General features: G+C 64.4%; 14 protein-coding genes. 6 read left to right on the top strand and 8 right to left on the bottom strand.

The window, feature by feature from the left end:
- The first annotated feature begins 6 nt into the window (after positions 1-6).
- The 4 genes from FJ417_RS22445 to FJ417_RS22430 all read left to right on the top strand — a co-directional run bounded on the left by FJ417_RS22445 (position 7) and on the right by FJ417_RS22430 (position 3,958).
- Positions 7-738 (top strand): MBL fold metallo-hydrolase, encoded by a 732-nt coding sequence (locus tag FJ417_RS22445; RefSeq protein WP_140784985.1) that lies wholly within the window; start codon positions 7-9, stop codon positions 736-738.
- Between the two features lie 186 nt (positions 739-924).
- Positions 925-2,463: a DegQ family serine endoprotease gene (locus tag FJ417_RS22440; RefSeq protein ID WP_140784953.1), complete on the top strand. Its 1,539-nt coding sequence runs from the start codon at positions 925-927 to the stop codon at positions 2,461-2,463.
- A 112-nt stretch (positions 2,464-2,575) separates the two neighbouring features.
- Complete coding sequence (locus tag FJ417_RS22435) at positions 2,576-3,187, top strand: molybdopterin-dependent oxidoreductase (RefSeq protein ID WP_140784952.1); 612 nt, start codon at positions 2,576-2,578, stop codon at positions 3,185-3,187.
- Positions 3,188-3,211: 24 nt separating this feature from the next.
- The gene (locus FJ417_RS22430; protein ID WP_140784951.1) at positions 3,212-3,958 is read left to right on the top strand and encodes a ferredoxin reductase; all 747 of its coding nucleotides are present in this window, start codon (positions 3,212-3,214) and stop codon (positions 3,956-3,958) included.
- Positions 3,959-3,971: 13 nt separating this feature from the next.
- On the opposite strand, the gene FJ417_RS22425 is transcribed toward FJ417_RS22430, so the two are convergent.
- Genes FJ417_RS22425 through FJ417_RS22400 form a run of 6 tightly spaced genes read right to left on the bottom strand, consistent with a single transcriptional unit; the run spans position 3,972 to position 9,263 of the window.
- Positions 3,972-5,444: a nucleotidyltransferase family protein gene (locus FJ417_RS22425; protein ID WP_140784950.1), complete on the bottom strand. Its 1,473-nt coding sequence runs from the start codon at positions 5,442-5,444 to the stop codon at positions 3,972-3,974.
- Positions 5,444-6,121, bottom strand: coding sequence for a glycosyltransferase family A protein (locus FJ417_RS22420; protein ID WP_140784949.1), 678 nt, complete (start codon positions 6,119-6,121; stop codon positions 5,444-5,446). The genes FJ417_RS22425 and FJ417_RS22420 overlap by 1 nt, the downstream gene beginning before the upstream one ends.
- Complete coding sequence (locus FJ417_RS22415; RefSeq protein ID WP_140784948.1) at positions 6,121-6,873, bottom strand: glycosyltransferase family A protein; 753 nt, start codon at positions 6,871-6,873, stop codon at positions 6,121-6,123. Before FJ417_RS22415 ends, FJ417_RS22420 begins: the two co-directional genes overlap by 1 nt.
- Positions 6,874-6,919: 46 nt before the next feature.
- Positions 6,920-7,672, bottom strand: coding sequence for a glycosyltransferase (locus FJ417_RS22410; protein WP_181183276.1), 753 nt, complete (start codon positions 7,670-7,672; stop codon positions 6,920-6,922).
- A complete protein-coding gene (locus FJ417_RS22405; RefSeq protein ID WP_140784947.1) occupies positions 7,641-8,717 on the bottom strand; it encodes a serine kinase in 1,077 nt (358 codons plus the stop codon). Before FJ417_RS22405 ends, FJ417_RS22410 begins: the two co-directional genes overlap by 32 nt.
- Positions 8,718-8,753: 36 nt before the next feature.
- Positions 8,754-9,263 carry a PqqD family peptide modification chaperone gene (locus FJ417_RS22400; RefSeq protein ID WP_246687516.1) on the bottom strand — a complete coding sequence of 170 codons (510 nt, stop codon included), beginning with the start codon at positions 9,261-9,263 and terminating at the stop codon, positions 8,754-8,756.
- A gap of 546 nt (positions 9,264-9,809) precedes the next feature.
- On the opposite strand from FJ417_RS22400, the gene FJ417_RS22395 reads away from it, so the two are divergent.
- Positions 9,810-10,016, top strand: a complete 207-nt coding sequence (locus FJ417_RS22395; protein WP_140650748.1) for a DUF680 domain-containing protein — start codon at positions 9,810-9,812, stop codon at positions 10,014-10,016.
- A 70-nt stretch (positions 10,017-10,086) separates the two neighbouring features.
- Positions 10,087-10,320 (top strand): DUF680 domain-containing protein, encoded by a 234-nt coding sequence (locus FJ417_RS22390; RefSeq protein WP_140784945.1) that lies wholly within the window; start codon positions 10,087-10,089, stop codon positions 10,318-10,320.
- A gap of 94 nt (positions 10,321-10,414) precedes the next feature.
- On the opposite strand, the gene ugpC is transcribed toward FJ417_RS22390, so the two are convergent.
- Positions 10,415-11,527: a sn-glycerol-3-phosphate ABC transporter ATP-binding protein UgpC gene (gene ugpC / locus FJ417_RS22385; protein WP_140784944.1), complete on the bottom strand. Its 1,113-nt coding sequence runs from the start codon at positions 11,525-11,527 to the stop codon at positions 10,415-10,417.
- A 33-nt stretch (positions 11,528-11,560) separates the two neighbouring features.
- Positions 11,561-13,225, bottom strand: a complete 1,665-nt coding sequence (locus tag FJ417_RS22380) for an alpha-glucosidase (RefSeq protein WP_140702209.1) — start codon at positions 13,223-13,225, stop codon at positions 11,561-11,563.

The following is a 13,225-nucleotide window of genomic DNA, read 5'->3' as shown; positions in this document are numbered from 1 at the left end:
CTTGAGATGGGCGACTGGTTCGGCACGGCGAAAGTCGATGCCGGCACGACGATGCTGACCGAGCCCTTCGTGCATGATTTCGTGCGCGCCAATATGTGGCATTTGAAGGGTCGCGACGCGGACCTGCTGGTCGACACCGGCATGGGTATTTGCCGCCTGGCGTCCGAGATCGACACGCCGGCAGGCAAGCCGCTCATCGTCGTCGCCACCCACATCCATCTCGACCATGTCGGCTCGCTGCATGAGTTCCCGCTGCGCATGGGGCCGAAGATGAGCGCTGCGCAATTCGAAAGCATGGATGATGCCGTCACCTACGCGTATATGTTCCACAATCTCGACGGCGCCGTCTCGAAGCTGCCGGCGCCGGACTGGAAGGCGGCTGACTATCGCATTCCTCCCGCCCCGCTGGCCCGCGCGCTCGACGAGGGCGATATCGTCGATCTCGGCGACCGGAAATTCCGCGTGCTGCATCTGCCTGGACACTCGCCGGACTCGATCGCGCTTTTCGACGAGACCGACGGCCTGTTCTTCGCCGGCGACGCCATCTATGACGGCATGCTGATCGACGACCTGCCGGATTCGGACCGCACGGCCTATTGCCGCACCATGCAGCGCCTGCTCGACCTGCCGATCCGCATCGGCCATGGCGGCCACGGACCGAGCTTCGATGCCGCCCGCATGCGCGAAATGGCCTCGTCCTACCTGCGCCGCCGGGAGCGGTTCGTAAGCGCCCTCTGAATTAAATCTTCGTAAGGTCGCCTCAAAACCCTAATTATGGCAACTAGGCGTCCTAGATGCGTGTCTGTCGAGACGGCCGGCTGCCATGCACGGCGAGACAGGCAAATCCGGTCATCGGCACGTCGACGGACGATCCCGTGGGAGCGCCCGCGACGCCGGATCAACGCTCGCCCGGACAGAACGACCATGTCACCCTCAAGCATTCTTCGCAGACATCGCGTCGCCGCCCTGTTGGGCGCCGCGCTGATCATTTCGCCCGTCATCGTCTCCTTCGCCCAGAGCAATGCCGGCCTCAGCACCGTGGCCGCGACCACGCAGACGCCCGTCGCCGGCATTACGGCTCCAAACGGCTCCTTCGCGCCGATCATCGCCGTCACCAAGCCGGCCGTTGTCACCATCACTTCGGTGATGAAGGCGCAGCCACAGGACGAGGGCTCGCCGCTCGGCGGCAATGCGCCTTTCGACCAGTTCTTCCAGCAGTTCTTCGGTGACCAGGGCATGCCGATGCCAAAGTCGCCGCCGCAGCAACAGGGGCAGCGCGCCGAGGCGCTTGGCTCCGGCTTCATCGTCGGCGCGGACGGCACCATCGTCACCAACAATCACGTGATCGACGGCGCAAGCTCGATCAAGGTGACGCTCGACGACGGTACCGAGCTTCCCGCCAAGCTTGTCGGCCACGACGCCAAGAACGATCTGGCGGTGCTCAAGATCAAGGCCGACAAGCCTCTGCCGACCGTCAAATGGGGCGATTCCAATAAGCTGATGACCGGCGACCAGGTTTTGGCGATCGGCAACCCGTTCGGCATCGGCACCACGGTCACCGCCGGCATCGTTTCGGCGCGCGGTCGCGACCTGCATAGCGGCCCGTTCGACGACTTCATCCAGATCGACGCGCCGATCAATCACGGCAATTCCGGCGGCCCGCTGGTCGACGTCAACGGCAATGTCATCGGCATCAACACCGCCATCTATTCGCCCAATGGCGGCAGTGTCGGGGTCGGCTTTGCCATCCCGTCCGACCAGGCTGAGAAGGTCGTCGCCAAGCTGATGAAGGGCGGTGACATCGAATATGGCTATCTTGGCGTGCAGATCCAGCCGGTCACTCAGGATGTCGCCAGCGCCATCGGCCTCGATCATCCGGGCGGCGCGCTGGTTTCCCAGGTCACCGACGGGTCGCCCGCCGCCAAGGCGGGCATCGAGACCGGCGACGTCATCACCGGCTTCGCCGGCCAGGAGATCAAGGATCCGAAGGATCTGTCGCGCGCCGTAGCCGACGTGTCGCCGGGCGCCAAGGAAACGCTCGATGTCTGGCGCAAGGGCAAGGCGATGCAGATTTCCGCCGATGTCGGCCGCAACGCTGACGATCAGAAGACGGCGTCGAACGGCAATGAAGGCCGCAGCCCGTCGGCCGAACAGGGCTTGCGCGTTCCCTCGCTCGGCCTCGGCCTGACCGACCTCACGCCCGATATCCGCGACCAGCTCAACCTTGCCGGCAACCAGCGCGGCGCGGTGGTCGAGCGGGTCAATCCGGACAAGGCGGCTTCGGTCGCCGGCATCCAGCCCGGCGATGTCATCGTCGGCGTCGACCAGATGCCGGTGAAGACCGCCAGGCAGGCCAACCAGGCGATCGCCGAGGCAGGCAAGTCCGGCAAGAAGTCGGTGCTTTTGCTGATCGATCGCGGTGACGCGCAGATCTTCGTGGCGGTGCCTTTCGCCGCCGGCTGACAATGCATGGCGACCTGCCGGAAACCGGCAGGCCGCCGAGATTCCTGTTGCCCGTGGCGATATCTTCGAGAACACTGCGCCGATTGTTTCTGCCGGCGCAGGAGATGTCTCTATGGTGACCCGTGGTTTCTTTTCCGGACGGCGTCCTCCTTCCGACACCGACGCGCGCATTCCGCCCGGCCAGTATCTGGAGCAGGGTTTCCCGGTTCTATCGGCCGGGCCGACGCCGCGGGTGCGCTCCGAGGACTGGTCCTTCACCCTCAAGCAGGGGCCACGGCCAATCAAGAAATGGAACTGGGCCGAATTCAACGCACTGCCGCAGAGCAAGATGACGCGCGACATCCATTGCGTGACGGCCTGGACCAAGTTCAACACGCCGTGGCAAGGCGTGATGATCGACGACATCCTTGCCGACGCCGGCATCGAGCCGCCGACCGCCTATACGCTGGCGCTGTCCTTCGACGGCTATTCCACCAATGTCCCGACCAAGGACCTCGTCACCGGCAAGGCGATGGTGGCGCTGCTCCATGAGGGCAAGCCGATCACATCAGATCATGGCGGGCCGGCGCGGCTCCTGGTGCCGCATCTCTATTTCTGGAAATCGGCCAAATGGGTGAACGGGCTGCAGTTCACCGAACGCGACGAGCCGGGCTTCTGGGAGCTGCGCGGCTATCACATGTATGGCGATCCCTGGCGCGAGCAGCGCTATTCCAGTGATCCGTGAGGGGCGATCTGTGAGCAGCAATCGATGACCGCCGAGCCGTCGCCGCAATCACCCTGGCAGGCAGCCACGATCGCCCGCATCGAAAAGCGCACGCCGCGCGTCACCAGCTTCTGGTTCCAGCCGTCGCGGCCCTTCGCCCATCTTGCAGGGCAGCATGTCGATATCAGGCTGACGGCGCCGGACGGCTATCAGGCGCGCCGCTCCTATTCCATCGCTTCGGCGCCGGAAGCAGGTGGCGGCATCGAGCTCGCGATCGAACGGCTCGACGACGGCGAGGTCTCGCCCTTCTTCCACGACGTGGCGGCCGTCGGCGACGAGATCGAGCTGCGCGGGCCGCTGGGCGGCCATTTCATCTGGGAGGAGAGCGACGGCGGGCCGATCCTCCTGGTCGGCGGCGGCTCGGGCGTCGTGCCGCTGATGGCGATGCTGCGCCATCACACGCTGCGCAACAATGCGGTGCCCGTCGCGCTGGTGTTCTCGGCGCGGGTCTGGGACGAGGTGATTTTCCGTGACGAGCTGGTCGGCCTCGACGATCGTCGCGACGGATTCGATCTGGTGCTGACGCTGACCCGCGAGCCGGCCAGGCGGCCGTCCGACTATTCCCGGCGTGTCGACGCCCGCATGATGGCGCAGGCCATCGAGCGTCTGCCGAAGACGCCGAGGCTCGCCTATGTCTGCGGCTCGAACGCATTCGTGTCGGCCGCCGCCGACGCGCTGATCGGCGCCGGCGTTCCGGCGGGGTTGATCCGCACCGAGCGTTATGGCGTCTGAGACGAGCCTCGTCTCAGCCGGGTCGGGAGAATCTTGCCGAAACGAGCTGGAAAGGCAGCGCCCCATAGGTGGCGACGGCCTGCTCGTTGTCCCAGACGCGAAACTGTCGTGACGGCCGCGCCTCCAGCACCAGGGTCCGTCCCGTCCGGTCAAGCTTCACCTTGCCGCGAAAGCGCAGCATCCGCTCCCCGCCGGAACGGCTGATCGCCATCGAGCGCAGCCGGGCCACATGCCGGTCGCCCGCATTGATCTCCATTTCGATGCGTCGCCTGACCGGCGGAACGACGATGCGCACGATGAGATCGAGCATCATCTCGCTGATTTCGCCTTGCGGCTCATCCAGGGTTTGCGAGAGCACAAATGCAGCAGGCCCGCCGGCTGCCTTCGCCACCATCGACTTGCCGCGCCACACGATGTCCGGCTCGGTCTGCTTCAGCCGGCCTTTCTTGCGCCGCAGGCGCAGCTGCTTTGCAAACCCCCGCGACAGCCAGGTCAGCGCGCCGAAATCGGTACGCGGCTTGGCCTGCAGGATGGACGACAGGCGCGCCGCGCCGCGCCGGTCGGCCATGCCCACCACCTGCGTCAGGACGGCTTCCGGCACCGCGATGCCGATCTCCAGCGCGAGGTAGGAAAGCGCGACCGCCGCGGCGACGGCGAGACCGCGCCTGGCGATGACGTCGAGGAATAGCGCCCAGTCGACATCGCCGCCTTCGATGGCCACGGTGCAGTCGACCAGCCAGTCGCTATGCGTATGCGCGTCGAGGCCGCCATGCGCGATGGCGAGCGCGATGCGGTCGGCGGGCGAGGGGACGACCACGCTGACGTCGCTGAACCTGGCGGCAATCGCGCGGCGCCAGATCGCGAGGTCGTCCTCGGCGTTCTGCTGCGAGCCGTCATAGGCGAGCTGATGCAGGTCGATGTCGCCATAATTGCCCTTGAAGAAATTCATCGAGCGCAGCGATGCCAGCCTTGTGCGCAGGTATTGCGGGGAAACGCCGGTGGCGATCTGCCAGCCGCGGTCGCGCAGCACATCGAAAGCCGGCTGCATATCGTCCGGCCGCACCAGTATGTCGATGTCATGCGCCACGCGCCCGCGCTGCGCGGCGGCGTCGAGCGCAACGCGGCTGGCGCCCTTGATCAGCATAACCGCGCAGCCGGCATCGACCATCGCCTTCAACGCCGGCTCCGCCTCGCGCATGGCCATGCGCGACTTGGTCCAAAGCATCTTCTGCAGGCCGACGAGGCGCGGATAGGCGGCGTGGCCGGCAAGCTTGCGTCCGAACCTGTCTGAAATAGCGGCAAGCAGCCGGTGTTCCCGGAAGGAGACACGGTCGATGTCGTTCTCGTCCAGCCACCTTTCGGCGCAAAGGCGCGCCGCCTCTTCGTCGGGCAGAAGCGCTGCCTTGAGCAATTGGTCGAGCGAGCCGGTCGGCCAGGACCAGCCATAGTCTGGAAAACGCTTGCCGATGTGACGGATATTCGCCATCAGCTGGAGCTGGCCTTGCTTTGCGCCCGTCGCAGCATGGCCAGCCGTGCCACTTCCAGGTAGCCGCGGTCGCGTGCCGTATCGCGCCCGTAGGACAGGCTTCCCGGCCTGATGCGTCGCAGCGCCAGGATGTCAGGCATCATGTCGAGGACAAAACCGCTTTCCCGCGCCCGGGCGATCCAGTCGATCATCTCGCCACGGCCGCCCGGCGGGTCGATCATCGGTCCGACGCTCTCCGCGGCCGCTCGGCGCATCAGCATCGTCGAGCGCGACCAGCCGGGCGTTGCGGTCGGGGCCATCGCATCGGGCTCTCCGTCGCGAAAACTGCGTATATGGGTGAAGACCCCCGATGTCCCGGGAAGCTGTTCGAGATGGGCAAGCTGCGTCGCGATCTTTCCGGGCAGCCAAAGGTCGTCGGCGTCGAGCGTGGCGATGAAGGGCGTCGACAGCGCGGCGATGCCGCGGGTGGTCGCGCTGCCCGGCCCGGCATTGTCCTGGCGCAAAAGCTTGAGCGGCAGGTCGATGCCGTCGACAGCAGTGGCAATATCATCGGTCGAGCCGTCGTCGACCACCACGACCAGCTCGGGCCGCGTCGTCTGCGCCGCCACCGATCGCAGCGTCTCGGCGATCGTGGCGCTGGCGTTGTAGGCCGGAATGACGACGCCGTATCCGCTCATCACATGAACCGCCAGTCCGCGAGTTTCTTCAGTTCGAAAATGCCTTCGATCGGCTTGAGCGACGGGTTGGCCCTGCGGCGCTTCATCGATTTGTAGATCGCGCGCATGAACTCGCGCGCCTGGACGTCTTCCTGCCTCGTCATGTTGCCGGCATGCCGCCGGTAATAAAGCGCCAGCGTGTCCGGGAGCAGGTATCGGGGGCCGACCTCGAAGCTGCGCAGCAGAAAGTCCGTATCTTCGGCCTGGACGAAGTCCTCGTCGAAACCGCCGAGCCGGTCGACCAAACGGCGCGAGAAGATCGCGGCCGACAGATGGATGCCGCGAATGGTGATGCTGTTGCAGTCTTGTGCCGGCTCCAGCGTCTGGTCATCGATCCTGTCGACCAGCATCATCCTGGAATAGGTAAGATCGAGAGCGGGATCCTTCCGGAAAAGCTCTATGTCGGCGGCGAAGCGCCCGGCTGGCGAGATGTCGTCGGAATCCAGAAAGGACACCAGCTCCGCCTCCGGCTCGAGCTGTCTCAGTCCGCTGTTGCGCGCCCGGGTCACGCCCATGTTCTCCTGCTGAAACAGTCGGATGCAGGATGCTTCGTCCATCATCGCGCGCACGGCTTGAGCCGAACCGTCGGTCGAGCCGTCGTCGATCACGACGATATCGAGATCGGCGGCGTCGCGCTGCCGGAGCAGCGAGCGGAGTGCTGCGCCGACGTAAGTCTCGCGGTTGTGAACCGGCATGATCACGGAGAGCTTCATCCGTGACCCCCGAACTGTCTTGTGCGGTCCAGCCCCCCGGCGTCCATCACATACCCTGCCAGCTGGGTGGGCTCTTATACTCGAAAATGCCCGGAGCCTCGCGCAGCGACGGATCCGCCTTGCGCCGCCGCATCGCTTTGTGGATCGCCCGCAGATGGTCGCGGAGCCTGCCGTCATTTTGCCGTGTCGCGTTCCCTGCATGACGCCGGTAGTAGATCGCGACGTTGTCCAGCAGCTCGTAACGGGGACCCGTTTCGAAGACGCGTAGCAGATAGTCTGTGTCCTCTGACAACTCGAATTCCTCGTCGAACCAGCCGATGCGATCGACAAGCGCCCGGCCGAACAGGGCGGTGCACAGCGAGAGCCCGCGAAGCGTCATGATACGGCTGTTCGCGGCCGGCTCCAACGTCTCGTCGTCGATCCGGTCGACCAGCGCCATCAGCGAGTAGGTCAGATCGAGGCCGGGATGCGTTTCGAAATGAGCGAGGTCGGCCTCGAACCGGCCGGGAAGGGAAATGTCGTCGGAATCGAGGAAGGACACGAAGCCGGCGTCCGCCGGCAATTGCCGCAGCCCGGCATTGCGGGCTCGGGCAACACCCATATGAGCGTGTTGGAACAGGCGTATGCAGGCGTTCTCGTCCATCATCGCGCGAACCGCCTCGGCCGACCCGTCCGTCGAGCCGTCGTCGATCACGATGATGTCGAGGTCGACGGCGTCGCGCTGTCGCAGCAGCGAGCGCAGGGCCGGGACGACGAAGCGCTCGCGATTATAGACCGGCATGATCACGCTCAGCTTCATCGGGCGCCCGCGCAAGGAAATCCGCAATCGTGCCGGCGATCTCCTCCGGATGCGTCCCGAGGTAAAGCCGGTAGCATGGCAGCAAGCGTGTGAGATCGCTGAAGAAGCGAAACCCGCTTTCCCGCTCCCCAGGCATCTGGGCAATGCCGGAGGGCGCCAGCGCGATGAGCGCATCCTTGCGCGAAATCTGTGCGATTGAACTCGTCTTTCCGCCACTGACATGTGGCACCATCAACGCAGAAATGTCCAGACTCGCGCGTACTGGCCGAGGCGCGATCTCGTTAATGTGAAAGGCATGCTTGCCTTGCCAGTTGAGCGGTCGGTCGGTTCCCAGCCGCCTTCCCAGCCCGAGCCGGGCGAAACCCTGCGGATCCTGTTTCAGGATCGAAAACAGCGGTCGCGCGGTCACGCCGCCGGAAAGGTCGATCAGCACATAGTCGTCGCCGACGCTGTCCAGCCCGTTGAGCAGTCCCACAACGACGGTTCCGGATTTTCCCGCGCCCCCGGCGCCTGCCAGCAGCACGCCCTTGCCATCGAGGCCCAGCGTGCCGGCATGGGCAAGGCGCATGCCGCCCGCGGCGTACTCCCAATGCAGGAAGGCGCGCAGCGGCGCCCCTTGCTCCCAGGGCGGAAACGCGTCGGGGGACCGCATCAGCTGGACGCCGATCCGTCGGTCGGGGTCGTAGACCTGCCAGAAATCCAGATCGTGGTAATGATGGCCGCGCAGCCCCGCCTCGGCGAGTTTCTGGGCAAAGCCGTGTTCGGTGAAATGCGCATCGCCCCAGCGTGCCGGCACCGGCATGCCGCCGACGCCTGGATGGCCGATGAAGACATGGCATTGGCGGGAGTCCCGCGGATCGCCGCCGGCTTCGATGAAAGCCTGGCCAAGGGCATCCGCGAGCGCGCCGGGCTCGAGATGCGCGATCAATTCCAGCCCTGGCAGGCGGACAGTCCGCTGGACCGGGAATTGCCCGGCCGCGCTCTCGGCGGCGGCAAAGAGGAAGCGGGCGTAGTCCGGCAGGGTCTCAAGCGTGACGCGTGGCATGGTCTGTTCCAGCTGACCTCGCCCTTCGCCGGTCGCTCAGGAAACCTGCTTGACGGCCGGCCAGCCGAGCGGTTCCTCGACTTCGTGGATCGGATCGACGGTGATGAGGTCGGCAAGATCGTCATGGACGCTGACATTGAGCGGCTCGCGCGCCGCCGCCAGCGCCGCCGGCAAATCGTCGGAAGAGGGCAGCGGCGCCGCGGCGGAAGGCGCCAGCAGCCCAAACTCGACCAACTGCCCAATGAAGGACTCGAGCGCGGCGGCGTCGATCCTGGCAGCGCCCGCCGCCGATCGGATCAGCGCCTCGGTACCGACACCCGAGGCCAGCGCCTGCCATACCTTGCTGCCGGAATCGGAGAAGCCGAAATACTTGCCGTTGGAGAGGTCGAGCACGACAGCCTCGCCGTCGAAGGATTCGAAGACAATGTCCTTGCTCGCAACGGCATAGACGTCGGAAAGAGGCATGTCGTTGACCCCGCTGCAATTCCAGCCGGCGGCTGCGCCGGTCGTATCGTTGCCTGACCCCTGGACAACGCCTGTAAACACTCGGTCCTTGCTTGGCAAGGCAAGGCGTGCTGGCGCCATCTCGACCATCTCGGGGTTTAGTTCGCGGTTCGAGTCTCGATCTCGAGCGTCGACGAGCGTCGACAAGGGGGCAGCCGCGGCGCTCTCGGCACGAACGCCGCTTTTGGCCTTCGGTCGGAACACGGGCCCGATGCGGGCCGAATCGGCCCTTGGAACGGGGGTAGAATGGTTAATAGTATCGAAAAGTGACTATTAGGAGATTCTAAAATCGAACTGAACGGTTCGTTTCTGTTGACGGTGCGTGCAGCATGGTGTGAACATCGGTGCTCCGATACATTTGGTGAGCCAACCGCCAAATTGAAATAACACATTGATTTTATTCAATAAAAATAAGGTCATAGGCATGCTTATGAAAACTTCAAGATGCGGATTCATGGTCCAGACGGAAAAACTTCGTGATTGGAATCCGGCACTCGGTTCACCCAAATCAGCGTTGTCCGAACGACGCGATTTCATTCCCAAGACACGCCGCTAGACGGACTGACTTAAGATACTGGAGTAGTAAAAATGAAAAAGATTGTTCTCACTGCCGCAGCCCTTCTGGCAATTTCTGGCAGCGCCTTCGCTGGTAGCGACCATTACAACCCGAACGAAGCCAATCAGGCGGCCGCCAAGGTCGACTCTTCCTACACGGCTTCGGTCCACCAGCCTGCGCCGGCCACTCAGCAGCCTGCCACGACGGGCGCCGACCACAACCTGTTCGGCAACAACTAACAACCGACCTTGAACCGGCGGCGGGCTAGCCCGCCGCATCGGTCGGATCACAAGATTCAGGAGCACTGAAATGAAGAAGATCGTTCTTGCCACGGCCGCCCTGTTGGCCGTTTCCGGCACTGCTTTTGCCGCGGAGAGCGGCCATACCGGTAACGTAGGCGCCAGCCAGACGGCTCCCGCCGTCGACACCACGCGCACGTCGTCGATCAATACCGACTCGACGGTCTACAAGCTGTTGAACTCGTCGAACGACGTTCACAAGTCGGCCCCTCAGGGCAGCGACCGTAGCCTCTTCGGCCGCTAACAACTTTAGACGATATACGAACGAAGAACGGCGGGCCTTGGCCCGCCGTTCTTCTTTTCCGCAACGGCTATGCGTCAGCCGGAGCGGCTAACCGTCAGGCAGCCTTTGCTTCCTCGCGATGCAGCGTGAAGGAATGGCCGTCGGCGTCGAAGATGTGCAGATCGCCGCCGCTGGCGTTGAGCCGCAGGGTCTCGCCGCGCTTGACCTCGACATTGCCCGGCAGCTTGGCCACCAGCGGCAGGTCGGCGCGGCCGATATCGACATAGATGAGCTGAACCTCGCCAAGCTGCTCGATATAGTCGACCTTGCCTTCGAACAGATAGTCTTCGCCGGTCGCGATCGCGAGATCCTCCGGCCGCACGCCGAAGCTGACCGCGGCGCCATTCGCCGAGGCCGGCGTCGCGATCGGCACCGTCGCCTTGCGGCCGCCGACATGGCTGACCACGGTCGGATTGCCGGCCTTCTCGATCTTTGCCGGCAATATGTTCATTGCCGGCGAGCCGATGAACTGGGCGACGAACAAATTGCCCGGACGCTTGTAGAGCTCCATCGGCGTGCCGACCTGTTCGATATAACCTTCCTTCAGCACCACGATGCGGTCCGCCAGCGTCATCGCCTCGACCTGGTCGTGCGTGACGTAGATCATGGTGGTGTTGGGCATCGATTCCTTGAGCTTGGCGATCTCGATGCGGGTGGCGACGCGAAGCGCGGCGTCGAGGTTCGACAGCGGCTCGTCGAACAGGAACACCTTCGGGTTGCGCACGATGGCGCGGCCGATAGCGACGCGCTGGCGCTGGCCGCCCGACATCGCCTTGGGCAGGCGGTCGAGATATTTGGTCAGCTGCAGGATCTCCGCCGCCTGGCGCACGCGCTTGTCGATCTCGGCCTTGCTTTCCTTGCCGATCTTCATCGAGAAGGCCATGTTGTCGTAGACCGTCATATGCGGATAGAGCGCATAGGACTGGAACACCATGGCGATGCCCCGCTTCGACGGCGGCACGTCGTTCACCACCTCGCCGTCGATCTTCAGCTCGCCCGAGGTGATTTCCTCGAGGCCGGCGATCGACCGCAGCAAGGTGGATTTGCCGCAACCCGACGGTCCGACGAAGACGATGAACTCGCCCGATTTGATGTCGAGGTCGATGCCATGGAGAATGTTGAGGTTGCCGTATGATTTCTTCACCTGGTTCAGCGTGACATCGGCCATGTTTTCTCCTCCCAATGATTTCCGTTGCAATGTTCAGTCGACACGCCCGAACCAGGCGCCATAACCGCCGAGGCGGACCGGCCCGGTGCCAGTCTGTCCCGAAAAGCCGTGCCCCGGCAAGGGCTGCAGCGAGCCACGGCCGAGATCGACCTCGGCGGGCTTGCCGCCGAGGTTGAAGGCGCAGACGATCCGCTCATTGCCCTCGCGGCGCGTGAAGGCGACGGTGTCGCCATCGCTTTCGATGAAGTCGATGTCGCCCTTGGCCAGCGCCGGATGCTGGCGCCGGAAGGCGAGGAAGCGGCGGTAATGTTCGAGCAGCGAGCTTGCGTCGCCCTGTTGCACGTTGACGGCCTGCGACAGGTGCTTGCCCGGCACTGGCAGCCACGGCTTGGCGGTCGAGAAACCGCCATTCTTGGCAGCCGCGTCCCACACCATCGGCGTGCGGCAGCCGTCGCGGCCCTTGAACTCCGGCCAGAACCGGATGCCGTAGGGATCTTGCAGGTCTTCGAACTTCAACTCCGCTTCGCCAAGGCCGAGCTCTTCGCCTTGATAGATGCACACCGAGCCGCGCAGCGACATCAGAAGCGCCGAGATCACCTTCAGATAGCCGGGCGGATCCGCCTCGTTGGCGGCCCAGCGCGAGGCGACCCGCATCACGTCATGGTTGGAGAAGGCCCAGCACGACCAGCCGTCGCTGGCGACCGTGCCGAAAGCCTCCAGCACCGCGCGCACTTTCGCCGCGCTGATCTTCTCCGGCGCCAGGAAGTCGAAGGAATAGCACATATGCACGCGCTTGCCGTCGGCGGTGTAGGCGGCGACCACTTCCAGGCCGCGCTGGGAGTCGCCCACCTCGCCGACGGCGGCCTGCGCCGGATATTCGTCGAGAAGCGCGCGGAAGCGCTCCAGGAAGCCGAGGTTCTCCGGTCGGCTCTTGTCGTAGAGATGGTCCTGGTAGTTGTAGGGATTGACCGCCGGCGCCGTCTGGTCGTTGCGCTGTTCCGGCGGCAGCGGCGGATTGTCCTCCAGCCCCTGGCTGTGGAAGTAGAAATTGATCGTGTCCAGCCGAAAGCCGTCGACGCCGCGCTCCAGCCAGAAGCGGGTGATATCGAGCAGCGCGTCCTGGACTTGCCGGTTGTGGAAGTTGAGGTCCGGCTGCTCGGCCAGGAAATTGTGCATGTAATATTGCTGGCGGCTGGTGTCCCACTGCCAGGCCGAGCCGCCGAAGATCGACAGCCAGTTGTTGGGCGGCGTGCCGTCGGGTTTTGCGTCCGCCCATACATACCAGTCGGCTTTCGGATTGTTACGGCTGGAGCGGCTTTCCTTGAACCAGGGGTGGATGTCGGCGGTGTGCGACAGCACCTCGTCGATCATCACCTTGAGGCCCAGCCGATGGGCTTCCGTCACCAGCGCGTCGAAATCGGCGAGCGTTCCGAACATCGGGTCGACGTCGCAATAATCCGACACGTCGTAGCCGAAATCCTTCATCGGCGACTTGAAGAAGGGCGAGATCCAGATGGCATCGACGCCGAGCGAAGCGATGTAGGGCAGGCGCCGCACGATGCCCTTCAGGTCGCCGATGCCGTCGTCGTTGGAGTCCTGGTAGGAGCGCGGATAGATCTGGTAGATCACCGCGCCCCGCCACCAGTCGCGGTCGACGGCGGGGTCTGGTCTCGAAGTCGCCTTCAAAGCCGATTGCAT

Origin of the sequence: Mesorhizobium sp. B3-1-7, assembly GCF_006439385.1 — a bacterium.
GTDB lineage: Bacteria > Pseudomonadota > Alphaproteobacteria > Rhizobiales > Rhizobiaceae > Mesorhizobium.
This window is presented reverse-complemented; position numbering and strand designations above follow the sequence as displayed.